Source organism: Deltaproteobacteria bacterium, from assembly GCA_020848905.1.
In the GTDB taxonomy this organism is placed as follows: Bacteria; Myxococcota_A; Polyangia.
Genome location: JADLHG010000064.1, coordinates 1 through 24625 on the forward strand (window position 1 = coordinate 1; position 24625 = coordinate 24625).

Annotated in this window: 25 protein-coding genes; 17 read left to right on the forward strand and 8 right to left on the reverse strand. The window is 70.2% G+C overall.

Annotation, left to right across the window (positions count from 1 at the left end; genetic code table 11):
• The first annotated feature begins 135 nt into the window (after window positions 1-135).
• Window positions 136-429: a hypothetical protein gene (locus IT371_27885; GenBank protein ID MCC6751505.1), complete on the forward strand. Its 294-nt coding sequence runs from the start codon at window positions 136-138 to the stop codon at window positions 427-429.
• A 77-nt stretch (window positions 430-506) separates the two neighbouring features.
• Here IT371_27885 and IT371_27890 read toward each other — a convergent pair whose 3' ends face one another.
• Window positions 507-722, reverse strand: coding sequence for a zinc ribbon domain-containing protein (locus IT371_27890; protein ID MCC6751506.1), 216 nt, complete (start codon window positions 720-722; stop codon window positions 507-509).
• A 233-nt stretch (window positions 723-955) separates the two neighbouring features.
• Between IT371_27890 and IT371_27895 the strand changes: the two genes are divergently transcribed.
• Window positions 956-3088 (forward strand): right-handed parallel beta-helix repeat-containing protein, encoded by a 2133-nt coding sequence (locus tag IT371_27895; protein ID MCC6751507.1) that lies wholly within the window; start codon window positions 956-958, stop codon window positions 3086-3088.
• A gap of 17 nt (window positions 3089-3105) precedes the next feature.
• On the opposite strand, the gene IT371_27900 is transcribed toward IT371_27895, so the two are convergent.
• Both IT371_27900 and IT371_27905 read right to left on the reverse strand, forming a co-directional pair.
• The gene (locus tag IT371_27900) at window positions 3106-3828 is read right to left on the reverse strand and encodes a hypothetical protein (protein ID MCC6751508.1); all 723 of its coding nucleotides are present in this window, start codon (window positions 3826-3828) and stop codon (window positions 3106-3108) included.
• The gene (locus IT371_27905; GenBank protein ID MCC6751509.1) at window positions 3825-4907 is read right to left on the reverse strand and encodes a hypothetical protein; all 1083 of its coding nucleotides are present in this window, start codon (window positions 4905-4907) and stop codon (window positions 3825-3827) included. The genes IT371_27900 and IT371_27905 overlap by 4 nt, the downstream gene beginning before the upstream one ends.
• A gap of 321 nt (window positions 4908-5228) precedes the next feature.
• Here IT371_27905 and IT371_27910 point away from each other — a divergent pair, with 321 nt between their 5' ends.
• Both IT371_27910 and IT371_27915 read left to right on the forward strand, forming a co-directional pair.
• Window positions 5229-5771, forward strand: a complete 543-nt coding sequence (locus IT371_27910) for a CoA pyrophosphatase (protein MCC6751510.1) — start codon at window positions 5229-5231, stop codon at window positions 5769-5771.
• Between the two features lie 242 nt (window positions 5772-6013).
• On the forward strand, window positions 6014-6460 hold the full coding sequence (locus IT371_27915) for a hypothetical protein (GenBank protein ID MCC6751511.1): 447 nt from the start codon (window positions 6014-6016) through the stop codon (window positions 6458-6460).
• A gap of 62 nt (window positions 6461-6522) precedes the next feature.
• On the opposite strand, the gene IT371_27920 is transcribed toward IT371_27915, so the two are convergent.
• The gene (locus IT371_27920; protein ID MCC6751512.1) at window positions 6523-7107 is read right to left on the reverse strand and encodes a CBS domain-containing protein; all 585 of its coding nucleotides are present in this window, start codon (window positions 7105-7107) and stop codon (window positions 6523-6525) included.
• Window positions 7108-7394: 287 nt separating this feature from the next.
• Between IT371_27920 and IT371_27925 the strand changes: the two genes are divergently transcribed.
• Together IT371_27925 and IT371_27930 are read left to right on the forward strand one after the other, a co-directional pair.
• Window positions 7395-8720 carry a GMC family oxidoreductase gene (locus IT371_27925; protein MCC6751513.1) on the forward strand — a complete coding sequence of 442 codons (1326 nt, stop codon included), beginning with the start codon at window positions 7395-7397 and terminating at the stop codon, window positions 8718-8720.
• A complete protein-coding gene (locus tag IT371_27930) occupies window positions 8717-9823 on the forward strand; it encodes a pyridoxal-phosphate dependent enzyme (protein ID MCC6751514.1) in 1107 nt (368 codons plus the stop codon). The genes IT371_27925 and IT371_27930 overlap by 4 nt, the downstream gene beginning before the upstream one ends.
• Here the strand turns inward: IT371_27930 and IT371_27935 are convergent.
• Window positions 9766-11142 (reverse strand): RsmB/NOP family class I SAM-dependent RNA methyltransferase, encoded by a 1377-nt coding sequence (locus tag IT371_27935; protein ID MCC6751515.1) that lies wholly within the window; start codon window positions 11140-11142, stop codon window positions 9766-9768. The two genes, IT371_27930 and IT371_27935, sit on opposite strands and share 58 nt — an antisense overlap.
• Before the next feature lie 120 nt (window positions 11143-11262).
• On the opposite strand from IT371_27935, the gene IT371_27940 reads away from it, so the two are divergent.
• Window positions 11263-11502, forward strand: a complete 240-nt coding sequence (locus tag IT371_27940; GenBank protein ID MCC6751516.1) for a hypothetical protein — start codon at window positions 11263-11265, stop codon at window positions 11500-11502.
• Window positions 11503-11553: 51 nt separating this feature from the next.
• Here the strand turns inward: IT371_27940 and IT371_27945 are convergent, their stop codons facing one another.
• The gene (locus tag IT371_27945) at window positions 11554-12360 is read right to left on the reverse strand and encodes a hypothetical protein (GenBank protein ID MCC6751517.1); all 807 of its coding nucleotides are present in this window, start codon (window positions 12358-12360) and stop codon (window positions 11554-11556) included.
• Between the two features lie 390 nt (window positions 12361-12750).
• On the opposite strand from IT371_27945, the gene IT371_27950 reads away from it, so the two are divergent.
• The 3 genes from IT371_27950 (at window position 12751) to IT371_27960 (ending at window position 14992) form a co-directional block, all read left to right on the forward strand.
• Window positions 12751-13509 (forward strand): hypothetical protein, encoded by a 759-nt coding sequence (locus tag IT371_27950; GenBank protein ID MCC6751518.1) that lies wholly within the window; start codon window positions 12751-12753, stop codon window positions 13507-13509.
• Window positions 13510-13584: 75 nt separating this feature from the next.
• Entirely contained in the window at window positions 13585-13941 is a 357-nt protein-coding gene (locus tag IT371_27955) for a helix-turn-helix domain-containing protein (protein MCC6751519.1), read from the forward strand.
• 13 nt (window positions 13942-13954) lie between these two features.
• A complete protein-coding gene (locus IT371_27960) occupies window positions 13955-14992 on the forward strand; it encodes a hypothetical protein (GenBank protein MCC6751520.1) in 1038 nt (345 codons plus the stop codon).
• A gap of 66 nt (window positions 14993-15058) precedes the next feature.
• Here the strand turns inward: IT371_27960 and IT371_27965 are convergent, their stop codons facing one another.
• Complete coding sequence (locus tag IT371_27965; GenBank protein MCC6751521.1) at window positions 15059-16705, reverse strand: sigma-54-dependent Fis family transcriptional regulator; 1647 nt, start codon at window positions 16703-16705, stop codon at window positions 15059-15061.
• 291 nt (window positions 16706-16996) lie between these two features.
• On the opposite strand from IT371_27965, the gene IT371_27970 reads away from it, so the two are divergent.
• Window positions 16997-17224: a 4a-hydroxytetrahydrobiopterin dehydratase gene (locus tag IT371_27970; GenBank protein ID MCC6751522.1), complete on the forward strand. Its 228-nt coding sequence runs from the start codon at window positions 16997-16999 to the stop codon at window positions 17222-17224.
• Window positions 17225-17263: 39 nt separating this feature from the next.
• Here IT371_27970 and IT371_27975 read toward each other — a convergent pair whose 3' ends face one another.
• Complete coding sequence (locus IT371_27975) at window positions 17264-17824, reverse strand: NAD(P)H-dependent oxidoreductase (GenBank protein MCC6751523.1); 561 nt, start codon at window positions 17822-17824, stop codon at window positions 17264-17266.
• Window positions 17825-18264: 440 nt separating this feature from the next.
• Here IT371_27975 and IT371_27980 point away from each other — a divergent pair, with 440 nt between their 5' ends.
• From IT371_27980 to IT371_28005, 6 genes are all read left to right on the forward strand, one after another.
• Window positions 18265-18453 carry a hypothetical protein gene (locus IT371_27980; protein ID MCC6751524.1) on the forward strand — a complete coding sequence of 63 codons (189 nt, stop codon included), beginning with the start codon at window positions 18265-18267 and terminating at the stop codon, window positions 18451-18453.
• Window positions 18454-18652: 199 nt separating this feature from the next.
• Window positions 18653-20287, forward strand: coding sequence for a chaperonin GroEL (groL, locus tag IT371_27985; protein ID MCC6751525.1), 1635 nt, complete (start codon window positions 18653-18655; stop codon window positions 20285-20287).
• Between the two features lie 73 nt (window positions 20288-20360).
• Window positions 20361-20786, forward strand: a complete 426-nt coding sequence (locus IT371_27990) for a hypothetical protein (GenBank protein ID MCC6751526.1) — start codon at window positions 20361-20363, stop codon at window positions 20784-20786.
• Window positions 20768-22699 (forward strand): ATP-dependent zinc metalloprotease FtsH, encoded by a 1932-nt coding sequence (gene ftsH, locus IT371_27995; protein MCC6751527.1) that lies wholly within the window; start codon window positions 20768-20770, stop codon window positions 22697-22699. The genes IT371_27990 and ftsH overlap by 19 nt, the downstream gene beginning before the upstream one ends.
• A 97-nt stretch (window positions 22700-22796) precedes the next feature.
• A complete protein-coding gene (locus tag IT371_28000; protein ID MCC6751528.1) occupies window positions 22797-23522 on the forward strand; it encodes a pirin family protein in 726 nt (241 codons plus the stop codon).
• A 19-nt stretch (window positions 23523-23541) separates the two neighbouring features.
• Window positions 23542-24375 carry a hypothetical protein gene (locus tag IT371_28005; GenBank protein ID MCC6751529.1) on the forward strand — a complete coding sequence of 278 codons (834 nt, stop codon included), beginning with the start codon at window positions 23542-23544 and terminating at the stop codon, window positions 24373-24375.
• The last annotated feature ends 250 nt before the right edge of the window (window positions 24376-24625 follow it).

Sequence of the window (24625 nt, forward strand, 5' to 3'; positions counted from 1 at the left end):
CTCCTCGAGCCGATCGGATGGACATCCCCAGCGGAGTATGAGAAGGCCTACTATCTGAGTCACAGCACCTCCGAGAAGGCCGCGTGACTCACCCAACCGGGTCTCCGGAGAACCCGGGGCGGTTCAGAGGGCATCGTGGCCTTCGTGGTGGCTACCGCCGACCAGGAAGTGGCCGGCTCGAGCACGAAGCTTACAGCCAAGCTGAAGCTGGCCGCGGCGGGCGCTTCGGCAGCGCAGATCCTCGGAGACCTCGACGTGCTTTCCGGGGCGCGCTCGGCGGTGCTGGATGCCGGCGACTACGACAATCGAAAGTACGGATTTTCGGGCAGCAATGACTTCTTCGAAGTCACCGTCGAGGGCTCCTCTGCGCTCATCGGCGTCTACGACGTGCTCGTGGACGTGTTTGCACAGCACACGCGGGTCGGTTGAAGGTCCCGGCTCTCCCCTACGCGTCGTGCCATTGTGGAGCGTTTGGCCGTCGCCCGGACGGCCTGCTGCTAGATGCGTCAGCCGCCGCCGGAGGAGTCGCAACCGCCGCCTCCACGGCGAACGGCGGTGCTCATCGAGGAACGTGTCGTGCCTGCGACGGCGAAGGCCGAGAAGACACGCTCGGCCGGCTTGCCGCAGCGCTCGCACGACAGCTCCTCGCTACATTCGCTGATGCGGCGCACGGCTTCGAAGCGGTGGCCGCAGTGGGTACACTCGAACTCGTAGGTGGGCATGGTGTGGCGCGTCCTCGGGAAACCCTAGCACAGGTCAACCGGGGCGGCAGTCCGGGCCCGGGCGCTGCACAGCCCCCCTCGCGCCGCGGGGGCCCTGCCCGACGGGGCCCCCGGTCCGACGGCGCCCCTTGCGCCGCCAGCCTCGCCGCGTACAATCGCCGCCCACGTCGAGGTGGTGCATGCGCAGAGGGGCAATTGCCGTTTTCCTTGTTGGGGGTTGGCTGGCGAGCCTCTTGGGCTGCGGTTCCAGCTCCGCCGGCGCCGACGCCCAGGCCGCGGACGGCTCGGTGGCGGACCAGGGGAGCCGCGACCGCGGAGCCGACGCGCGGGAAGGGGACAGCGGCGGTCCGTGCGTGAAGCCCACCTCGGGGCTGGCGATCACCAAGGACACGGTGCTCTGCGGGGGCGAGTACAAGCTGGGAGAGCCGGGGGGCAAGGGCGTGATCCAGCTCGCTGCGTCGGGGGTGACGCTGCGTTGCCGCGGCACGGTGCTCGTCGGCCAGAAGAAGTGGGCCAAGGGGGAGCCGGCGGAGCTCGGCATCGTGATCAACGGCTTCAAGAAGGTCACGGTCGTGGGCTGCACCGCCCGCGGCTATCGCTACGGCCTGCTGGCCATCGACGCCGAGGAGCTGGAGCTGCGCGAGAACGACTTCTCGGACAACTTCCACGACCCGAACGCGGAGTGGGTCTTCGACGCGGTGCAGGGGGGAGGGGTGCGGTTCGAGCGCGTGGTCGGCGGCCGCGTGGAGAAGAACAAGCTGGCGCGCAACTGGAACGGCTTCGAGCTGCGCGAGAGCGAGAAGGTCACCGTGAAGGACAACACGGTGGACCACTGCAGCAACACCGCCGGGCTCGTGCTGAAGAGCCACCACAACGTGATCGAGGGGAACGACCTGAGCTGGGCCTACCGGGGCAAGCTCACCTGGCCCACCGCGTGGTGGGGGGTGGACACCAAGGACTCGGCGGGGCTCCTCCTCGACGCGGGGAGCTCGTACAACCGCATCCTGAAGAACAACCTGACCTACGGCGGCGACGGGCTCTTTCTGCGCGCGGTGATCGGGGCCTGTCCGCACCACAACTATGCCGAAGGGAACGACACCTCGTTCAGCCCGCACAACGCGATCGAGAGCTGGTGCGACGACAACACCTACGTCGGGAACAAGGCCAACAAGAGCGACTACGGCATCTGGCTCGGCGGGAGCGACCGGACGCTCGTGCAGGGCAACGAGGTCAACGAGAACCGCTACGACGGGTTCTCGATCCAGATCGGCGAGAGCCGGGACACGGTGATCGACGGGAACGTCGTCAAGAAGAACGGCCGGGCGGGGATGCTCTTCACGGGGCGCGAGTACCAGGCCTGGCACGACCTGAACCACTGGAGCGCGAGCCTCGCCAACGCGAGCGGCTACGTGATCCAGCGGAACGACTTCGCCGGCAACGGGAAGCACGACATCTTCCTCACCGCCATCCGGGGCGTGCTCATCGTGTCGAACACCTTCGACGGCGCGCCGCGCATCGTGGAAGGGCGGGACGCGCTCGACGTGCGGACGCTCGAGCAGGGGGCGACGACGCAGAAGGACCCGCCGATCGTGCAGCTCGCGGTGGGCGAAGGGCGCGTCGGGGGCGAGCTGGTGCTCGACGCGGCGGGGTCGGCGAGTCTGGCGGGGGGCAAGCTCTCGTACTTCTGGCTGGTGCAGGACAACCGCGTGAAGTTCGCGCCGGCGGAGATGCCTGTGCCGCTCTTCGCCGGGCTCGGCCAGGAGACGCAGGTCGTGGTCCCCGAGCGCCCGGGGGCCTTCGGCGTGCAGCTCCTCGTGGACGACGGCAGTCTCGGGGCAGTGATCTCATCGCGGGTCTATGTCGCGCCCCCCGAGGATCTCACCGAGGGGACGGCCAAGGAGTGGGCCTTCACCTGCGAGAACAAGCCCGACTGCGTGACCAGCATCGTGGACGACCGCACCTTCCATGTGAGCGGCTCGGCCTCGGTGCACGTCACGACCGACGCGCCGTATCCCTTCACCCTGCGGCGCGAGGAGCCGGCGGGGCACCCGCGGCGGGTGGGGCGAGGCGGCCTGCTCGGGTTCTTTCTGAGGGCGAACAACCCGAACGCGACCTGGCAGGGGATGGGGCCCGTCGTCACGCTGCACACGCTGCAGGGGAAGGTCGTTCTCACCCCCGGGGCGGATCTGCTCGCGGCGGCGCAAGGGGAGTGGATCTTCGTCGAGGTGCCGCCGAGCGGAGGACCGGGCTGGAAGCGGGCCGGGACGGGCGCGCGGGAGCTGGACGTGACGGCGGTCGAGCTGACGGTGGATACGTACGGGTATCTGGCGTACGACCTCTGGCTCGACGGCTTCGGCTATTACTAGTCGGGACCTCGGCAGCGCTACCGAGCGAGGCCGCGAAGGGCCTGCGCTAACTTCTCGAGCGGCGCGACCCGCCGAGGCTCTGGGTGCGCCTCCTCGCGACCCAGGTAGAGCGCACCGCCTGGCAGCAGCGTCTCGGGGCGGGCGTCGGGGCGGGCGCGGGGGCCGGTAGCGGGCGCGGTCCAGTAGGCCTCGGCTCCCCGGCGCACCAGGGTCGCGAGCTCGCGCAGGCGCTGACTTCGCCGCGCGGCCTCGGCCGTCGTCGCGGCGGGACCGTTGCGGGCTCTCCCGGCGAGCTCCGCGAGCTCCTCGAACGCGTAGTAGGCGTCCTCGTAGTAGCGCGCGTCGTAGGTCCCCACCCCCGGTCCGAGGGCTCCCAGGCGGACGAGGACCCGCGCCCCGGCGAGCTCTTCCCACTGGGCGCCGAGCTTGGGGTCGTTGAGCGCGAAGATGCTGTTCCACCGGCTCGCGGCCTCGGCCGGCAGGCGCCCCGACGCGACGGCCCGGCGGCGATAGCTCTCCATGAGGCGCTCGATCTGGGTGCGGAGCTCGCGGGGGCCGCCGCTGCGGGCGAAGCGGGGCTCCACGAGGCCGCGTTCGCCCGCGACGATGGCGCGCTCGAGCGCGAGGGCGTCTTCGGCCTTCATCAACTTGTAGTAGACCGCCGGGCGGTGCTCGGCACGCGCCGCCGCGACGGCGAGCAGCGCCTGCAAGGCCACGACGGCGAGCACGCGTCGCCTCATCGGTGGGCCTCGTTCGCGGCGGGAGCGGCGCCTCGGGTACGGGCCCGCAGCCAGGTCAGGAGGGGATTCCTCTCCGAGGGACGCGGGGGCAGAAAGAGGCCCTGGTGCGCGCGCGAGAGGGCGTACGCGGTCAGCGCCCGGAGGCTCACGCGTGTGCCGGAGCGTTCGACGCCGGCCGCAAACGTGGCTAGATGCTCTCGCGCCTGCTCGGGGGCGGTGGTCGGGCGCACGCGGAGCAGCGGGATGGCGAGCCGGTCGTCGGCAGACAGACGCCGGGCGGCCTCCGCTCCCGCGAACGGCGCGAGGAGGCGGGCCATCTCGTGCGCCGTGGCACGTCTCGCCTGCAGGATCGCCTGCGCGAAGGGAGGCAGGGCGAAGGCCTGCGCCACGGCGGCCGGGACCCACGCGTCCACCGGGTCGCCCGCCATCAGGTTCACGACGATGGCGCGCGAGCGCACGGGGGGGACGTCCACGGGGAGGTAGCGAATGCGTCGCCCGCCTCCGGCGTAGTCGTGGTCTCCCGCCGCACGAAAGGCGCGCCCCGAGGTGCCGAGGACCCCCTCCGGCGAGGGCAGCTTGTCGAGGGCCGCCGGCTGCACCGAGACGAGCAGGTCGAAGCGGGAGAGCACCATGTGGTAGCGGACCCAGTGCCGGAGCCCCTGATAGGCGTCCGCGCCGAGCAGGAGATACAGGTCGTGCGAATCACCGTAGGCCGCCGCCACGCGATGGAGCTGGTCCGCGGTCTCCATCCCGTCCGGGAAGGCGCGACGGACGGAGACCTCGGCGCGGTCGGCGAACGCCTGGCGCGCGAGGAAGTGGCGCTGGAGCGCGGTGAACACGTAGCGGTTGCCGGGAACGTGGTTCGGGCGGTCGTGCTGGGGGAGCACGAGCGCGCGCACCCCGTCCGGGTGCTCGGCCTTCAGGCGGTCCAGGACCGCGCCGAGCTCGGCCCGGTGCGTGTTGTGGATCGGGTCGAAGCTGCCGGGGTACACGACGAGCGCCGGCCTGCCCCACGCGAGGGCCGGTCCGAGGAGCAGGAGCACGAGGAGGGCGGCGCTATGGCGGAGTCCGGGCCGCATGGGCATCGGGCTCCCTAGAGCAACGGGGGTGCCAGCCAGGCGCCGGGGTAGAACGTGGCGCCACGGTTGGGGCTTTGTGGCAGGGGCCGGCTCGGAGACTGGGTACGGTCTCCGAACTTTGGCTGCTCGGACGGGGATCTGTCCGCATTTCCGTGGGGTGACCCGCTGGGCCAGCGTCGGCTGGTACGCGCGTCGCTCCTGGGGCACTCTCAAGCAGTGCAACGCATCCCGACCCCAGCCGCGATTCGCGAGGCGTTCGCCCGCTGGTCTCGGCGCGAGATCCCGGCGCTGCCCGGCCGAAGGAACGATCAGCGGGCGGGCGTGCTCGTGCCGCTCGTCTGGACCCCGGAGCCGGTGGCGCTGCTGACCCTGCGGCCGCTGCATCTCTCGCGGCACGGAGGCGAGGTCTGCTTTCCGGGTGGAAGGCCCGAGGCGGGGGACGAAGACCTGTGGGCCACGGCCGTGCGCGAGGCCCACGAGGAGCTCGGGCTCGTCGTGGCCGAGCGTCTCGGCGAGCTCTCCGCCATGCCGCTCTACACGTCCGAGTTTCGCCTCGTCCCGTTCGTGGCCGCCGTGGCCGACACGCCGCTGCGCCCCGATCCGTCGGAGGTGGCCGCCGTGCTGCGGCTGTCGATTCGGGAGGTGCTCGAGCAGCCGGAGATCGAGGGGATCTCGTTCGCCGTCGGAGACGTGAGCGGCATCGCGCCGCTCTTCCGCACCGACGGACACGTGGTCTACGGCGCGACCGCGTACACGTTCCTCGAGCTGCTCGAGGTGCTCGCGCCGCTCTACGAGCGGACCCTGCCACCGGTGCGACCGGGCGCCGTGGTCTGGCAGGACCTGCTGCGAGCGCCCGCGGAGTAAGTCAGGGCTCGCCGGCTGATCGCCGCGCCGCGCCCGCCGCACGAGCCGCGAGCCGCGAGCCGCGCGACCGTGCGAGCCGGTCCCTTCGATTCTCGAGGAGCCTGCGTTCGGCCTGCGCGCGTGCCGTGGTGTCGCAGGCGCGCGAGATCGGGCACGTCTTCGAGCGTGCGAGCGCCATACGCGGGCTGGCATGTCTCGTGCTCAGGGGCGAGTCGAACCTGAGGGTAGATGGAGGGATGAGCATGTTCACTGCACTTCGATGGGCGTTCGTGGCTGCCGTGGTGATGACGCTCCCGCAGGTGGCGCGCGCGGAGAGGCCGAGCCTCGGGCGCGCGGTGCGCGAGCAGGTGGTGCAGCTCGCGTGGCAGCAGCACGCGCAGAAGCAGATCGCGACGGACAACGAGCGGGTCGGGGACCAGATCCTGGCCAAGCGCTTTCAGCGGTCGTGGGTGCAGAACGTGCGCGTCGAGCCGGAGCGGAAGCGCGACGTGTACTTCGACGGGCACTTCAGCTGGACCCTGGGCCAGGGCGGCGCCGGGCAGAGCGTCGGGCCCGTGGCGGCCAAGATCGAGAACCTCGGCTTCCTCGGCAACGTGGCGGCCGTCCTGCGCCTCCGGGCCCTGCCGGCGGTCGAGATGCAGCCCGTGATCGCCCAGCCCTACTTCGTGGAGCGCGACGCCCACCGGTAGACCTGGGCACCTTGGCCGCGACCCATCCCGGCATACTGCGTCGCGAGCGCCGTGAGCCGTCCCTAGCGCCCCGGGCCACCGGGGCCGCGGCGGGTCGCTGCGCTGCGGGAATGTAGGACGATTGCCGTCTGACCCCGCATGGTCGCGTGCGGCTCGGCCCAGTCCATCTCGCTCGGCCAGGCGGGAACGGTGCCCTCTTCGGCGCGCGCGAGCGGCCGTTGCGGACGCCGGGGCCCTCGCACGTTCGCGTCCCGCACGAGCTCCTCCAGGTGCTGCAGGTGTTCGAGGTAGCCGAGGTCGGCGTGGGAGATGACGCCCACGCAGCGTTCGCCCTCGTCGAGGACCGGCAGGTGCGTCAGTCCCGAGGCGACCATGCGGTCGCGCGCCACGTCCACGGGGTCCACCGGACGGCAACTGACCGAGAGCGGTCGCATGAAGCGGGCGATGGGGAGATTCGCCGAGCGCGCGTCGGCCAGCACCTTCTCCACCAGTTCGTGATCCGTGATGGTCCCCACGACCTGCATGCGGGTGTTCACGACGGGAACGAAGGCCAGGTCGTGGTCCCGCATGATGCGCGCGCAGACCGAGACGGACGCTTCACGATCGCACACGTAGGTTCGACGGTTCATCACCTCGCGGCACAGCATGTCGCCACCCCTCCTCCGCTCGCTCGTACCGAAGAGCGATCGACATGCGACGGCCGTACCATCCGCCGCGGGCACCTCTCCCGGTCTGATTTCCACGTTCTCGCGGGTCCGGTGCGCACCGCGAACCCGTCGCCGCGGGTCGTTGCGACCCATTCTGCTCTGCACCGTGACGCACTATGGGCCAGCTCGCGCCGCTCCAGCTCGTGCGTGCCCTTCCGAGGCTCGCGGTTGCAGCCACGGTCGAAGCGATGGAGGATGCGGGCCAGGATTCCACTCGGAGGAGCGCCGTGGGCGTCGGAGCCGACCAGAAGACCTTTGATGCCATCGTCGTGGGTTCGGGCCCGGGGGGAGCCACGGTAGCTCGCGAGCTCGCGAAGGGAGGCCGGCGCGTGCTCGTGCTCGAGCGCGGGGCCGACTACCGGCGACGACGCTACTACGGCACGTACCTGGGGGCGCTGGTCTATTCGGACCGCCGGAGCCTGCTCTTCACCGAGGAGGGGCTGAACATCGTGCGCCCGCTGATGGTGGGGGGGGCCACGAGCATGTTCGCCGGCTGCGCGGCACCGCCGCCGCCGTGGTTCGCGGGGCGCTACGGCGTGGACCTCGCGCCGGAGGTGGAGGAGACCCTCGCCGAGCTCGAGATCGAGGTGCTGCCCGCCGAGCTGCGCGGCGAAGGGTCCACGCGCGTGGCGGAGGCGGCCCAGGCGCTGGGCTATCCGTTCGCACCGCAGCTCAAGTTCATGCGCCCCGCGCGAGCCTCGCGCTTCGCCTGCGGGGCTCACTGCATGCTCGGCTGCCGCTGCGGCGCCAAGTGGAACGCCGCCGAGTACGTGGACGAGGCGGAGGCCCACGGCGCCGAGCTCCGCACCGGGGCCCACGTCGAGCGGCTGCTCTTCGATGGGGGGCGCGTCGTCGGGGTGGCCGGCCGGCAGGGGGGCTCGGCCTTCGAAGCGCGGGCCGCGCGCGTGGTCCTGTCGGCAGGCGGCATCGGCACGCCGCGTCTCTTGCAGGCGAGCGGGTTCGCCGAGGCCGGGGAAGGGATGGCCATGGACGCCACGCTCATGGTGTACGGCACCGGCAAGGGCGCCGGCGTGGGGCTAGACCCGCCGATGAGCTGGTCGTGGGAGAACGAGGCCGAGGGCTACATGCTGGCCACCCTGATCGACCCCTGGCTGCTCTTCCCGATCATGGCGGCGATGAAGGGCCCGCGGCACCTGCTGCGCTGGCCGCACTGGTCCCGCACGCTGGGGGTCATGATCAAGCTCCGGGACGAGGTGAGCGGCGGCGTCTTTCCCGACGGGCGCATCCGCAAGCCGCTCGGCGCACGCGACCAGGCGCGGCTAGCGACGGCCGAGGAGGTCGCGCGGAACATCCTGCTGCGGGCCGGGGCGGAGGCGAGCTCCCTCTTCAGCACGCCGCTCCGAGGCACGCACCCGTCGGCTACGGTGCGGCTCGGGCAGCTCGTGAGCCGCGACCTCGAAGGGCCGGCGCGCGGCCTTTACGTCTGCGACGCGAGCGTCTTCCCCGAGGCGCTCGGGCGGCCCACGGTGCTCACGATCATCGCGCTCGGCAAGCGGCTCGCGCGGCGGCTCCTCGAGGTGGACGCCGCGTGAGGCGATGGCGCCTTCCAGGTTTCGACGCGGGCGGCGGTTCCGACGCGCCCGTGCTTTCGACGAAGGAGCTGCGCGCCCGACTCGACGCTGTCCCCCGCCTTCCGCTGGCCGAGCTGCCGAGTCCCCTCGAACCGCTGCCCCGCCTGTCGGCCCGACTGGGTAGGCCGATCTATCTGAAGCGCGACGACGCGCTCGGTCCCGCTCTGGGCGGGAACAAGACCCGCAAGCTGGAGTACCTGCTCGCCGACGCGAAGGCGCGGGGCGCGCGCAAGGTGGTCACCTTCGGCGGGCTCCAGAGCAACCACGCGCGACTCACCGCCGCGGCCGCTCTCGGCGTCGGGCTCGAGCCGCACCTCTTCTACTTCGAGCGCCGTCCGCGGCTGCTCGAAGGGAACCTCCTGCTCGGCGCGCTCCTCGGCGCGCGGCTGCACTTCGTGCCGTTCGGCGGCGGGGGCGACGGAGGCATGACCATCGAGCGCGCGAGCCGCCTCGTGCACCTCGTGGCCTGGCTCCGCCTGGGCCCGCACTACTTCATCCCGGTCGGGGGGCACAACGTCCTCGGCGCGCTCGGCTACGTGCGCGCGGCGCTCGAGCTGCACGTACAGGCCAAGGCGCTCGGTCTCGGAAGGGCGCGCGTCGTCGTGGCGTCGGGGACGGGCGGTACGCTCGCCGGGCTCTGGGCCGGGCTGTCGCTCCTCGACTCGCCGCTCGAGGTGCTCGGCCTCGACATCGGCAAGCTCTGGCGCGCCTTCCCGCGCTCGGTCGCGCACCTGGCCGAGGGCCTCTGCGCGCGCCTCGGGGTGCACAGGCCCTTCGCCGCGCGCGACGCGCCGCTGCTCGAGAGGGAGTTCGTCGGCCCGGGCTACGCGCGCCTCCACGCGCCGGCGCTCACGGCCATGGCCGAGCTGCTCCGTACGGAGGGCGTGGTGCTCGACCCCGTCTACACGGGCAAGGCCTTCGCCGGGCTGCTCGCGCTATTGGCCTCCGGTCGCCTCGGCGGCGCGGAGCCCGTCATCTTCGTGCACACCGGCGGGCTGCCGGCGCTCTACGCGCTCTCGGGCTCGGAGCTCCCCGCGGGCTGGGGCGGCTCGTCCGCGGCCTGACCCCCGCGTCGCTCCAGCGCCGCCGCGAAGAAGGCGTCCGTCTGGTGCGCGAGAGGCGTGAGCCGCAGCACCGGCTCGGCGAGCGAGAGCGGTATCTGCCGGCGGGCGAGGATCTCGGCCGCCGGCACCAGCGCGAAGTCCGGCGCAGCGGCGAGGAAGGCCTCCACCACGCCGTCGTTCTCCTCGCGGAGCACGCTGCACGTGGCGTAGACCAGCCGGCCTCCGGGCCGCACGAGCGTGGCGGCAGCCGCGAGAATGCGCGTCTGGCGCGCCACGAGCTCCTCGACGGCGCAGGGCCGCCACTTCAGGTCCGGGCTGCGCCGCAGGGTCCCCGTCCCCGAGCAGGGGGCGTCCACCAGCACCCGGTCGAGCTTCCCCTCGAGCCGTCGCACGGTCTTGTCGCGTTCGTTCTCGAGGTGCATGACCCGCACCGTATCCACGCCCGCGCGGGCCAGGCGTGGCCGCATGCGGTCGAGCCGCGCGGCCGAGGTGTCGAAGGCGTAGATCGTGCCGGTGTTGGCCATCAGGGCGGCGAGCTCGAGCGTCTTGCCTCCGCCGCCGGCGCAGAAGTCTGCGACCCGCTCCTTGCGCCGTGGCTCGACGAGAAACGTGACGAGCTGACTCCCTTCGTCCTGGATCTCGAAGAGCCCGTCTTGAAACGCGCGCGTGCGAAAGAGCGGCGCGTGGTCTTGCCGGCGCAGCCCGTGAGGGGACCACGGCGTCGGCGTGCTTGGGAAACCCTCCTCGGCGAGGCGCGCCGACACCTCGTCGCGCTTGGCCTTGAGCGTGTTCACCCGGAGGTCCACCGGGGCGGCGCGACTGAACGCCTGCCCGAGCGCCAGGGCGCCCGCTTCCCCGAGGCCCGCCGCCAGCCGGTCGAAGAGCCAGGAGGGGAGCTCTGCGCGCACGGGGGGCGGAAAGCTCTCGGGGCGCGCGGCTCGCGCGGTGTGCGCCGCCGTCTCGAGCTCCTCCCGAAGTCCGCGGCGCAGGAGCTCGCGCGTGCTCAGGCCGCCGCCCGTGACGAGCTGGGCCACGACGAGGCGCGTGCAGAGCGCCTTGCGCTCGGACCCCTCGGCGGGGAAGGACACCTCGGCCGGCCAGGCGCGCCCGGGCTCGAGCGCGTAGAGCAGCGACCGCAGGCGGCGCAAGACGCCGTACACCGCCTCGGCCACGACCCCGCGGTCGCGCAGGCCGAGCTCCTTGTGCCGCCGGAAGAAGAGCTCCATCTCCTTGTCGGCGGGCCGGCTGCTGCCGAGGATCGTGCTGAGGAGCTCACTGGCGGAGTGGAGATGGTGCTGCGCGAGGTGGGCGGGCTGCATGGGGGCCCGTCCTACCGCGCCTGGGCCCGGACCACAATGGAAGGCTGCTCGCACGACGGCGTCGACGCCGGTGGACGGCGGCGATAGACTGCGCCTTCACGTTGAGGAAGGAGGCGACAGATGGGATGGCGATGGACGTTCGTTCTGGGTGCGGTGGTCGCGTTGCTCGGCTTTGCGGCCCCGCCGCGCGCGACGGCGCATCCGACGGGCAAAGAACTGAGAAACGTGAAGCAGTGTCAGGTGCTGCCGCCGCCGATGCGCGGGCATTGCGTGGTCTGCGTGACCCGGCCGGTGCGGCACCACTTCCACCCCGAGTACCCGCCGGGGGCGCGCTGCCGGCCCGATAACGGCAAGCCGTAGAACACCGAACGGGTTGGAAGTCGCAGTAGGCTTCCCAACCCGTTCCGCGTTCTAGGGTCTTTCGGCCCGAGCAGCCTTGCGTCGCTGCCGCTCCGAGTTCGCGCGGGAGCGTGCCTCGCGGTCGCCGAACGCCAGCCGCTGCGCCTCTTCGAAGGGCAGCCGGATCACGCCGGACAGCGGTCCCGCGGTGACGATGACCGCGCCGACCTGGATCGTCCGTGAGTAGTCCTTGTAGCCGCGCTCGTTTTTGGGCTCGATGATCGTTGTGACGACGATGCTGCCCTTCGGTAGCACGCGGCCGTCGGCCAGTGTCGAGTTGTAGGCGAGCTGATGGTAGTCGCGCTCGCGCTCGTAGCCTTCCGTCGAGCGGGAGTGGCCGAAGTCTCCCCCACCGTAGGCGCGAACGAACTCGAAGGTGTCGTTCGCGCGACCCTTCCAGTAGGGCCGCGTCGAGGCGCCCCGCAGAACGACCTGCTTCACGTTCTGCACGGTGGCCGAGAACCAGGAGGACCCTCCGGCCTGCCGGTTGTTGACGTCCACGTGGATCTGCTTCGGCTCGAGCTCGATCTTGATCGCGGGTCCGAAGTGGGGCGAGGCGCTCAGGGCTCCGGCCTCGAGCACCCCCGGTGCCAGAGCGAGCAGCTCGAGGGGGCGACGCACGAGCTGCTCGGGGAGGCCGCGAACCTTCTTCAGGGTCCTCGCTAGCTCGCGGACGTATTTCCCGGCGGTGCGGAGGCCCCAGCCGACCTCCCGAGGCAGCGCGTAGCTCGCGGGCGCGGAGGCGTTCTTCGCGCCGGCTGGACTGGCCAGCAGGAGCGATCCAAGGAGGGGCAGGACGAACAGCGAGGTGCGTTTCATGGTCGTGGCGTCTCCGTCAGTCGAGCTCACGCACAGCAAGGCTCGTACCAGAGGGGAGCCAGATATTGTTAAATGATCTTAGCCGTGTGCGTGCACGGGGCGGCCGGGAGCGGCTGGCTCCGTGACCGTTCGATGTGGCTACTCGGTCCGCGCGTGCCCACGTGCGTCTGCAGGGCTCCGCGCCCCCAAGCGGCTGGCTACTCGGACCGGGCGCCATCGAGAATCGACGGGCAGAGGGACGGGGCGCGGAAGCCGGCAAACGCGGCGCGTTGCCCCTCGAGGCTGCGATTCACGCCACTTCGGCAGGCGAGGGGAGTCCTGGCGCGCGCGTTGCTTGGAGCCTGCGGGGCTGGCACGCGGTAACCGGCTCGAGGAGAGATCGTTCGTCGCATGCCGATTCGTGCTCGAGCTTCAGCGGGCGTGTTCGCCGCGGCCCTCTGGCTAGGGGTCACGCTGGGCTCCGCGTCTGCCCTCGCCGCTCCGCCCGAGCCGCGGGCCGTGACGCTCGCGCGCGAGTACCTGCAAGACGCCCGGCTTTCTCCCGAGCTCCGCCGGGCGTTCGTGGTCCGCGCCGGGTCGGCGGACCGGCCCGTGACGCGCCTCGTGGTGCCCGTCACGCCGGCCAGCTATCCGGCCTTCCGCGCGCGCTTTCGCAGCGACACGGGCTTCGCCGTGCTGCGCTACCGACCGGACAACGTGGGGCACACGGGCCTCGTCCTCGACTGGACCACGATCTATTTCCACGGTGGCCGGCCGAACAACCACGGCTTCCACAACCATCTCCCCGTCGAGGCCGGGGGCTACCTCTGGCCCCTCGAGCTCGGGCCCGAGCGGATGGCGCACCTTCAGGGCTGGCTCGCCGCCGACCGCGGGGCCGCCTTCAACCCCGTGCACTGCATGGAATGGCTCCCGAACGCCGAGCTCGCCCCCGGGGTCCCGCTCTTCCACTGGCTCGGGCTCACCCGGTCGCGCGACGGCCACAACATGAAGGCCAAGCTGAACCACGCCGCGAACGAGCAGGTCTCGGTGGTGGGACTCTGCCTGGCCGACGGTGCGACGTTCGGCGGGCTCCCCTACGACGACCGGCTCACCCCCGAGCAGCTCCTGGGCAGGCCCCCGGCCGGGGGCCTCGCCGACGCGATGCGTTAGCAGCGGGTCCCGAGCCGCGGACCTTTGATTGCGGGCCCTTGACAGGGCGTGTTCTGTATACTATCTAGTACACACATGCGCTCGGCTTTCGGTCCCTACGTCCGGCAGCGTCGCGAGGCTCTCCGGGCCGAGGACGAACGCTATTCGGTCCGCCAGGTGGCCGCGCGCATCGGCGTGCAGCCCGCCTTTCTCAGCAAGGTGGAGCGGGGCGAGCAGCCTCCGCCCTCCGAGGGCAAGATTCTCGCGCTCGCCCGCGAGCTCCACGAGGACCCCGACGTCCTGCTCGCGCTGGCCGGCAAGGTCTCGACCGACCTGCAGCAGGTGATCTTGAGGCGCCCCCAGCTCCTCGCGGAGCTTATCCGTCAGCTCAAGGATTTGCCGGATCACGCGGTCCTGCGCCTGGTGCGCGAGGTCCGCGACGGCACCTGGTGAAGGGAGACCCGAGATGATCGAGCTCAAGGACGACGGACTGCTGTTCACCTTCCCCGAGGTTCACCCGGGGGCAGAGCTTCGCATCGAGCTGCAGCGGACCTTGCGTATTCCCGACGACGACAAGGCCTACCCCCTCCCTCCGGGGTTCGGACCGTTCCCCATGCGGCACGTGGACGACTTCGCCGAGCGTGTCCCGCGCGAATGGGTGGAGCACGGCGGCGTGATGCTCCCCATGTATCAGTCGGAGGCGCTGTGGCTGCACTTCCAGGGCACCTACCTCGAGGACCACGAGACGACCTATCCCTTCGCCATCAAGGTGGCCGCGGGGAAGATCAACGCCGCGACCGGCGACGCGTGGTCGAGCGGCCTGCACCGAGACCCGCAGGACTACCTCTACGTCCCCGGCCAGCCCTGGCTGGACGGGTACTGCGTGGAGAAGGGCTTTATCCGCCAGTTCGTGGCCATGCCTCTCGGTGCCGGCTACACCGCCGAGGAGCAGCTCACGGGGAAGGCCGAGCACGGCGGACTGCAGCTCATCGTCTACCCGATGAAGCGCGAGGTCTTCGAGCGCCGCTTTCCGAAGGTGGAGCGCAAGGTGCGGGAGAGGTACCACGAGTTCGCGGACATGGATGCGATGGCCGTGCCCTGCGCCGCCGCGCCTTCCCCGGCCATGGGTCTCGCCCCCGGCGGTCGCATGCGCCAGGAGATTTACGCTGACGTCTTCGAGCTCGCCGACTGGGACGCCGCCTCGAGCCGCTGCTTCGTGCACCTCGCGAACTCGCTCGTCTGGCGCGGCATCACCGGCGAGAATCCACCCACCACGCCGCCCACGGCCAAGGAGTACGCGCGCGCGGGGCTCCCCTGGTTCGACTACTACGGCGAGGGGGCCAAGGCCGTCGAAGGGAGCTCGCTCCTCGGCAAGCTGAAGAGCGTGTTTGCGCTCGGGCAAGAGAAAGGAGCTGCGCCGTTGCCGGAGAACGAGAGCGTCTCACCGGAGAAGGTCATTCACCTGAAGGGGAAGCCAGGGCAGGTGCGCGAAGGCGACTTCTAAACATGTTTCATCGTGCAACAACAAGTCTCTGTGTAGACGTGGTCACCCTGGCTGCGCCCCGGCGAGTCACCGGGCCGCGCGCCGGCCGGTGACGCCGTAGCTCTTGAGCCGGCGATAGAGCGTGGCCGAGCCGATCCGGAGCTGTTCGGCCGTGCGCGTTTGATTCCCGCCGTTCAGCTCCAGCGCGGCGAGGATGTATTCCTTCTCTACCTGATCGAGCGGTCGAACTGTTCCCGCGGTGGCGAGCGGCCTCGGGGCCGCCTGCCGGACCTCCTCGGGCAGGTCCTCCAGCTCGACGCGACTTCCACGAGCCAGCGCCACGGCGCGCTCCATCGCGTTCTCCAGCTCGCGCACGTTGCCCGGCCATTCGTGCCGCAGGAGCTGATCCGCGGCCCCCGGTGCGAGGCCCACGATCTTGCGCTTCATCCGCAGCGCCGCCTCCGCGAGTAGCACCCTCGCGAGCGGAAGGATGTCATCCCGTCGCTCGCGCAGCGCCGGCACGTGCAGCTCGACGACCTTGAGCCGGTAGTAGAGATCCTGCCGGAAGCCGCCGCCGGCGACCCCGTGGGCCAGGTCGCGGTTGGTGGCCGCCACGACGCGCACGTCCACCGGTCGGCTCCTGTTCTCGCCGACGCGCCGGACCTCCCGCTCCTGGAGGGTCCGCAGGAGCTTGACCTGCATCCCGGGCGAGACCTCGCCCACCTCGTCGAGGAGCAGCGTGCCGCCGTTGGCCGCCTCGAAGAGGCCGGGCCGATCCTGCGTCGCGCCGGTGAACGCGCCTCGGGTGTGTCCGAAGAGCTCGCTCTCGAGGAGCGTCTCGGTGATCGCTCCGCAGTTGACCGCGATGAACGGCCCCGCCGCGCGCGTCGACTCCTCGTGGACCAGTCGCGCGATCCGCTCCTTGCCCGACCCGCTCTCGCCGGTGATGAGCACCGTGGAGTCCACCTTCGCCACGCGGCGGGCCAGATCCACCACCGTCCGCATCGCCCGGCTCCTGGCGACGAGGCCCAGCGGCTCCTCGACCTCGCGCGCCACCCGGACCAGCGCGCGGTGGCGCGCGCGCAACTTCCGCTCGGCCAGCTTCAGGCTCTCCGTTACCCGCTGCAGCGAGACCTCGAGGCACTCCGTGAGGCGGACCGGCTCGAAGAAGCGGAGCTCCTCGGCGCGCTCGTCGCCCCACTCCTGGCGCGTGCGGCCGAAGTGGTGGCACGCCGCGTCGCCGCGACCCATGCAGCGATCTTCGAGGACGTAGGTCTCCTCGCCGGTGGTCCGGCTGAGGTAGCCGCTCGTGAGCCCGCAGATGGTCCAGCAGACGGGCACCTCGGAGCGCCCGAAGTGCAAGAGGTGCTGCTCCGCCTCGTAGGACGCGACCAGCATCACGCCCTCCCTGGAGAGCGGTCCGTCGCCTCCCGGCTCGACCCGGAAGAGGCCCTCGAGAGCGTGAATGCGGGCACCGGCGCGTCGCCAGTCCTCGTCACTGTCCCAGGTGAAGTGCGCCTGAAGGGCTTCGGCCATGCGCCACCCGTGGGCGAAGCCGAACTGAGTGAGCACGGTGCGGGCGGCGGTGAGGCCGAAGTTCTCCACGAGGTACTTGCGCAGAAGCCCCATTGCCACCGCGTCGAGGAGCAACGCGCGCTCTCCGGCGAAGCGGATCACTCCAGCCTCCGGGTCCAGCTCCAAGAGCTCCCTGTGGTCCAGCTCCTCGGCGCGCATGGGCCGTCGCTCCCCATCAAATTGAATGAGACGTTACTTCATCTTGATGCGACGGTGCAGTCCCGCGAAACCCTGGCGGGCGCAATCCCTCGGAGGTGTTCGCCTATCTTGGTGGCCCGGAAGCTGCTCCAGGCTGCTCTGCAACCTTGGTTCGCCACGGCACCGGGGGCCCACCACCTGGAGGCTGGGCGAACCCGAGGGGGCCGAGCACCCACGGCCCGATACCCTTCATGCATCGCCCGACCGGCATGCCGAACCCGGACGCCCCGCTGAGACACCACATCGGCTGCGCTGTCGAAGCTGCCGGGTTGGAAACTCGAGGTCGGCAAGCTGCACCGCGAGTACGAGCTCGCCGACCTCGTGGCTGCCTTTGGCTTCATGCCCGGTGCGGCGCTGGTCGCCCAGGGCACGGACCATCACCCCGAGACGAGGCTGGACCTGAAGCTGGCCCACGCGATGGAAGAGCCGGCGGATCGGCAGCTCGAGAAGGGATCCGGCTCGAACGGCTCTTCGCCGTGACCGTTCGCGCCCCTGCTCGCCGTCGCTGGTCATCGCTGGTCATCGCTCCCGAAGGGGCCGGAGGGCCCCGCTCCATGCAATGAGCTGATCCAGCATCGCGTTCACCGCCGCTTCGTGGTGTGGTCCCGGCTTCAAGGTGGTGAAGTCCTCGAAGTCGGTGAAGAGCGAGAGCGCGACCTGGGCGCGCACGTCGGCGACCTGGAGCTCGCCCATGACCAGCCGCAGTTGCTCCACGGCCCGCGTGCCGCCGACGCTGCCGTAGCCCACGAACCCGGCCGCCTTGTTGTTCCACTCGCGATAGAGGTAGTCGATCGCGTTCTTGAGCGCACCGGAGGTCCCGTGGTTGTACTCCGGCGTCACGAACACGTAGCCGTCGAAGGATCCGATCTTCGCAGCCCAGGCTTTGGTGTGCGGCCGGCTGTACTGGCCCATGGACGGGGGTACCGGCTCGTCGAGAAGCGGCAGGTCGAAGTCCTTGATGTCGACGAGCTCGAACTCGGCCTCGCGGCGCTTCTTCGCGATCTCGTGCACCCAGCGGGCGACCGCTTCGGCCTTGCGGCCGGGGCGCGTGCTTCCGATGATGATGGCTAGCTTGACCATGGTCCGTTCTCCTGCGTGGGGAAGGCTGCTTCGTTCACACCCGCGAAGCAGGCCTGACGAAGGATGACCTGGTTCCGGTCGAGCGCCATCACCGTCGCTCCCCATCAAGTTGAATGAGACGTCACTTCATCTTGATACGAGGGGGCAGTGCCGCGAAACCCTGGCGGGCGCAATCCCTCGGAGGTGCTCGCCTACGTTGGCGGCCCGGAAGCTGCTCCAGGGCGCTCTGCAACCGTTGGTCTGCCACGGCACCGGGGGCCCACCACCTGGAGGCTGGGCGAACCCGCGGCGGCGCGGAGCCTACCGCTCGAGGAGCTTCACATGCTGTCCCTGGCCCTGCTGACGAGCTTCGTGCTGGTGCTCGCCGCTGGCCTCGCAGCGGAAGCTCACGATCCTCGTTCGCGGGCATCGTCACGCTCGAGGACCTGCTCGAGGAGTTCGTGGGCGAGATTCAGGACGAGCAGGACGCGGACGAGGTTCGTCCGGTCGTTCGAGCTGCGGACGGGAGCTTCGAAGCAGACGGGCGGCTCACGCGCGACGTCGCCGCCCGCGAGCTGGAGCTCGAGCTACCCGAGGTGCCGCCGGGCGTGGAGACCCTGGGCGCGACGCTCCATCTAATTGACGGGTAGGCCCGTCACTTTGATGGAGTCCGCCACCCGCGCAGCCGTGCTCGGCACCTCAACTGTCGGACTTCACGGCGTTCGTATTCTACGGCCCGAACGATGCACTCCAAGGCCGGGTAAGCGCCGCCACGTCGCGCCGCCGCGCCATCCGCTCCGCCTCGACAGGGGCGACCGGCCTCTTCACCGAGCAAAAGGGAGCACGCCAATGACCGCCAAGGAGATCCTCTTCAGCAGCCAGGCCCGCCAGCAGATCGCGAAGGGCGTCAACGCCCTCGCCAACGCGGTGAAGGTGACGCTCGGGCCGCGCGGCCGCAACGTGGTCCTCGATAAATCCTGGGGTGCGCCGACCATCACCAAGGACGGCGTCACCGTGGCCAAGGAGATCGAGTTGGAGGACCACTTCGCCAACCTGGGGGCGCAGCTGGTGAAGGAGGTGGCCTCCAAGACCTCCGACGTGGCCGGCGACGGGACGACCACCGCCACGGTCCTCGCGCAGGCGATCTACGTCGAGGGGGTCAAGCTGGTCACCGCCGGCGCGAACCCGATGGACCTCAAGCGTGGCATCGACGCCGCTGTCGAAACGGTGGTCGCCGAGCTGAAGCGGCAATCCAAGCCGACCCGGGGAAGGGACGAGATCGCCCAGGTCGGCAGCATCAGCGCCAACGGAGACGAGACGATCGGCAAGCTGATCGCCGAGGCCATGGACAAGGTCGGCAAGGAGGGAGTGATCACCCTCGAGGAGGCGCAGTCGATGGAGACCACCCTCGAGGTCGTCGAAGGAATGCAGTTCGATCGCGGCTATCTCTCGCCGTACTTCGTCACCGACGCCGAACGGATGGAGGTGATTCTCGTCGACCCCTACCTCCTGATCCACGAGAAGAAGCTCTCGCAGATGCAGGAGCTCCTGCCGCTGCTCGAGCTGGTGGCCAAGACCGGTAAGCCGCTCCTGGTGATCGCCGAGGACGTGGATGGCGAAGCGCTGGCCACGCTGGTGGTCAACAAGCTGCGCGGCACGCTCAACGTCTGCGCGGTGAAGGCGCCCGGCTTCGGAGATCGCCGCAAGGAGCTGCTGCAAGACCTCGCGGTGCTGTCCGGAGGAAGGGCCGTCACCGAGGATCTCGGTCTCAAGCTGGAGACCCTGACCCTGAAGGATCTCGGCCGGGCCAAGAGGGTCACCGTCGACAAGGACCACACCACGCTCATCGAAGGCCGAGGCGACAAGGGTGAGCTCCAGGCGCGCGCGAAGATGCTTCGGTTGCAGCTCGAGGAGTGCACCTCGGACTATGACCGGGACAAGCTGAAGGAGCGGCTGGCAAAGCTCGCGGGCGGCGTCGCGGTGATCAACGTGGGGGCGGCCACCGAGACGGAGCTGAAGGAGAAGAAGGCCCGCGTGGAGGATGCCCTCCATGCGACACGCGCCGCCGTCGAGGAAGGCATTGTCCCGGGGGGGGGCGTGGCGCTGCTTCGCGCGCTCCCGGCCCTGGAGAAGCTCACGCTCACCGGAGATCAGCAAAGCGGCGTGAACATCGTTCGTCGGGCGCTCGAGGAGCCGCTACGCCAGCTCGCCGAGAACGGCGGAACGGAGGGGGCCGTGGTGGTGAGCGCGGTGCGCGAAGGCAAGGGCGCGTACGGCTACAACGTCGCGTCCGGCGTGTACGAGGATCTGGTCCTCGCCGGAGTGATCGATCCGACCAAGGTCGTGCGCGTGGCCCTGCAGAATGCGGCGTCGGTGGCGTCGCTCATGTTGACCACCGAGGCGCTGATCGCCGAGGGGTCTCGGGAAGCGAGCGAAGCCGAGCGGAACGGGATGCCGGGTGGCAGCGGCGGGATGAGCAGCTGAGAGGAGCGGACCGATGTCGGAGGAGCGGGATGGACGCAGGGCCCTCGGTGACTGGGAGGGCGAAGGAGGTGGCGTGGGCGCGGCCCCTCGCGAGTCGCGTGGGCGCGGAGATGCGCGTTGCCGGCCGACGCTCCCTCAGGGCTACGACGCGCAGCCGGCCTTTGGCTTCTCCGATGCGACGGGACGCTACTCGTACGAGTTCAACCGCGTCTACGGTCCCATGGACAGCTCCGGCGGACGCGGACCGATCGCTCGTCTGGATGAGGACCGGAGCTACTGGGCGGTGGGCTGGTCGACGTTCGAGGGGACCGAGGAGGAGCGGCCGATGGGCCGCTGGCTGACCTATGCCCAGGCGCGCAAGCTGCCGGGCCCCCGCCTCACGTTCGAACGGTTCTCGTCCGTGTGGACGATGTGCGACCGGCTCCCGGCGCTCATGAAGGTGGAGGATCAGGCCGGCTCCGATGCCGGAGGAGCGAGGTCATGGACCGTAAGAAGCTAGCGTCGTCGGCCTGGGTGGTGTTCGCCGTCGTCGGGGCGGCTCTGCTGATCCAGAGCCTGGTCGCGGGCCAGTGGGGCACCCCGAGCATCCCCTACAGCGAGTTCAAGGCGGCGGTCCTGGCGGGCAAGGTGGAAGAGGTCTCGATCTCTCGCGGTCAGATTCAGGGGCGCCGAAGGTCTGGTGGCGGTCAGAGCCCGAAGAGCGGCGCGTTCGAGACGCTTCGGGTCGACGACGAAGATCTGCTCCGGGACCTCAAGAAGGGGAACGTGAAGGTGACCGGTCTTCCGGAGAGCACCTTCCTGACGAACGCGCTCTTCTGGCTCCTCCCGATCCTGATCCTCTTCGGGGTGTGGCGCCTGCTCGCCCGACGCATGGGGCAAGGTCAGGGCGGCTTCATGACCGTGGGTCAGAGCAAAGCCAAGATCTACCTGGAAAAGGACGTCAAGGTGACCTTCGCAGACGTGGCGGGGGTGGATGAGGCCAAGGACGAGCTCGTCGAGGTCATCGAGTTTCTGAAGACGCCCGACAAGTTCCGGCGTCTCGGGGGCAAGATCCCCAAAGGCATTCTCCTCGTCGGTCCCCCCGGGACGGGCAAGACGCTCTTGGCCAAGGCCGTGGCCGGCGAGGCGAGCGTCCCCTTCTTCTCCATCAGCGGCTCGGAGTTCGTCGAGCTCTTCGTCGGGGTCGGAGCGTCCCGCGTGCGGGACCTCTTCCTGCAGGCCAAGGGAAAGGCGCCCTGCATCATCTTCATCGACGAGCTCGACGCGCTGGGCAAGGCCCGGGGCGTCGGGCCGATGGTCCACGAGGAGAGAGAGCAGACGCTCAACCAGCTCCTGGTCGAGATGGACGGCTTCGATTCCCGCGGCGGCGTGATTCTGATCGGCGCGACCAACCGCCCCGAGATCCTGGATCCCGCCCTGCTACGCGCGGGACGGTTCGATCGGCACGTCCTCGTGGATCGGCCGTACAAGACGGGCCGGCTCGAGATCCTCAAGGTCCACGCGCGCGGGGTGACGCTGGGCCCAGATGCCGACCTGGAGGTCATCGCCTCCATGACGGCGGGGTTCGTGGGGGCCGATCTGGCCAACATCATCAACGAGGCGGCCCTGCTCGCCGTCCGGCGCGACAAGGAGAGCGTGGGTCTGGCGGACCTGCAGGAGGCGGTGGAGCGCATCGTCGCCGGGCTGGAGAAGAGGAACCGGGTCCTGAACCCCAGCGAGAAGGAACGGGTGGCCCACCACGAGGTCGGGCACGCGCTGGTCGCCATCTCCATCCCCGGGGTCGACGTGGTGCAGAAGATCTCGATCATCCCGCGGGGGATCGCGGCCCTGGGCTACACGCTCCAGCTCCCGACCGAGGACCGGTACCTGATGACCCAGAGCGAGCTGGAGAACAAGATCGCGGTTCTCCTCGGCGGTCGGGTCGCGGAGGAGCTCATCTATCGAGAGGCCTCGACGGGCGCGCGGGACGATCTGCTCAAGGCCACCGCCATCGCCAGGAGCATGGTCAAGGCCTACGGCATGAGCGAGAAGCTGGGCCAGCTCAGCCTGGAAACCGAGCGGCGAGCCCTATCGCTGGCGGGCAGCGGGTTCGAGGCTGTCAGCGACTACGGGCCGGAAACCGCGCGCGAGATCGATTCCGAGGTGCGTCGGATGCTCGAGGAGCAGCACACCCGCGTGACGGCCCTGCTCGGCGCTCGGACGGAGCTCCTGCGTCGCGCGGCGAAGGTGCTGCTCGAGAAGGAAACCCTCACGGGGGGCGAGCTACAGGCCATTGTCGCGGAGGAGCTCATGCGGCTCCCCAACGCCTCCAGCGAGCCCGCCGTCGTGGGTGAGCCCCGACCGCTACAGGAGGTGCACCTGAGGCTCGGCCCCGAGGTGGACGAGCGGTCGGCGCACCGTCCCTCGTTCTGATGGCGTCGATCGCGCGGAGGTCGTTCAACAGTACGTAAGGAGGTGAAGCGATCGACGGCCCGCAACGTGCATCTCGAGGACCCGGAGGCATGGGCCGATGATCACGCTCCGCAGGGCCGAGGACCGCCGGCACGATCGCCGCCGCACGCAAGAGGCCTGGCAGACCTTCTTCCCCGGGGACCGAGCCGACCCGCTCGCCGAGGGCTTTGGACGTCTCGCACTCTTCGACGAGCACCATCTCCCACCGGGAGCGGGCGTCCCGCGCTATCCCCGCCACGACGCGGAGATCGTCACCTTCGTGCGTGAGGGCGCCCTGGCGTATGAGGATTCGACGGGCTGCTCGGGCGTGGTCCACGCGGGCGAGTTCCAGCGCATCACCGCGGGACGCGGCCTTCGCCACAGCGAGCGGAACGCGTCGCGGACCGATTGGGCGCACGTCTTTCAGAGCTGGTTAAGGCCGTCGGAGGCGGGGCTCGAGCCTGGTCACGAGCAGAAACGCTTCAGCACGGCGGAGCGCCGGGGGGGACTGTGCGTCGTCGCCTCCCCCGACGCACGAAGGGGGGCGCTGCGCCTCCATGCCGACGCCCTGGTGTACGCGGCCGTGCTCGACCCCGGACAGCACGTGGCGCACGAGCTCTCGCCGGGGCGACGCGCCTGGCTCCACCTCGTGCAGGGGGAGGTGATGTTCAACGACCTCGTGCTGACCACGGGGGATGGTGTCGGCGTGGCGGCCGAGCGGGTCGTCTCGTTCAGGGCGCGGGAGGAGACCGAGATCCTGCTGCTCGACCTCGGAGAAGATCATGCCGCGCCTTCCCTCAGTTGAACCGGAGGCGGGCCCTGGCGTGCGCGTCCCGCGAGCCGCTCTGCGCGAGGGTGGCTGCGAGGTGCGCATCTACAACCGCCTCCGGGCACTGCTCATCGGACGCTTTGGCCGCAACCACCGGAAGGGCCTGCTGGCCGACGACGAAGTGGCCTTCCTCGGCGGAATCAACATCGGCGACGAGCCCAGTCGCTCGGTAGACAGCGCGGTGCGCATCTTTCTCTGTGGCATCGGCGGGGGCTGGCGCCTGCGTCGGCGATACCTGAAGGCCTTCGACAAGGCCCGCGAGCGCATTCACATCGCGCACGGCTACTTCCTGCCCGACCCCGGCGTGCTCCGCGCCATCACCGCCGCCGCGGCCCGAGGCGTACAGGTGCGGCTGCTGCTCGCCGGCCGGAGCGACGTTCCGTTCGCACGCGCGGCCTCGAGAAGCCTCTATCGCCGGTTGCTCGCCGCGGGCGTGGCCATTCACGAGTGGAACGAATCGGTCTTGCACGCCAAGGTGGCCACGGTCGATGGGCGCCATCTGCTCGTGGGTAGCTTCAACCTGGATCCGTACTCGCTGGCCAATCTGGAGACGCTGGCCGAGGTCTCCGACGCGCAGCTCGTGGAGCAGGGAGAGGCGTGGATCCAGGACCGCTTCGCGCGTTCGCGCGTCATGACCGCCGTGGAGGCGAGTACGCGACTCCAGCGCTGGCTCTTCGATCCGCTCGGCCGCCTCGTGGCACGGCTGGTGGACGCGATCAGTCGCGTGATCGCCAGTCGACGACGGCGCCGCGCGTCGCTGGACGAATCGTTTGTGTCAGATCCGCGACGCGGAGGGGAACGCGACGCGGAAGAAAGGAATCGACGATAAGACTCAAGGAAGCCATCGAGGGCCGGTTTGCGCTGCTCGCCGCGAAGACGAGCGTCGTCACCGGGAGTCTCTGGGCCTTCGCGGGGGCGTTGCTGGTCATCCTCGTCATCCAGCACGCACAGGACAAGGAGATGCGGGCCGTGCAGTTGAAGCTGGACGAGATCATCGCCCCCGCGCCCGCGAGATTTCTCTGCACAAAGCCCGCGGCGGATGCACTTCCTCCGATGGCGGCTCCCCCGGGCGTGCGCGC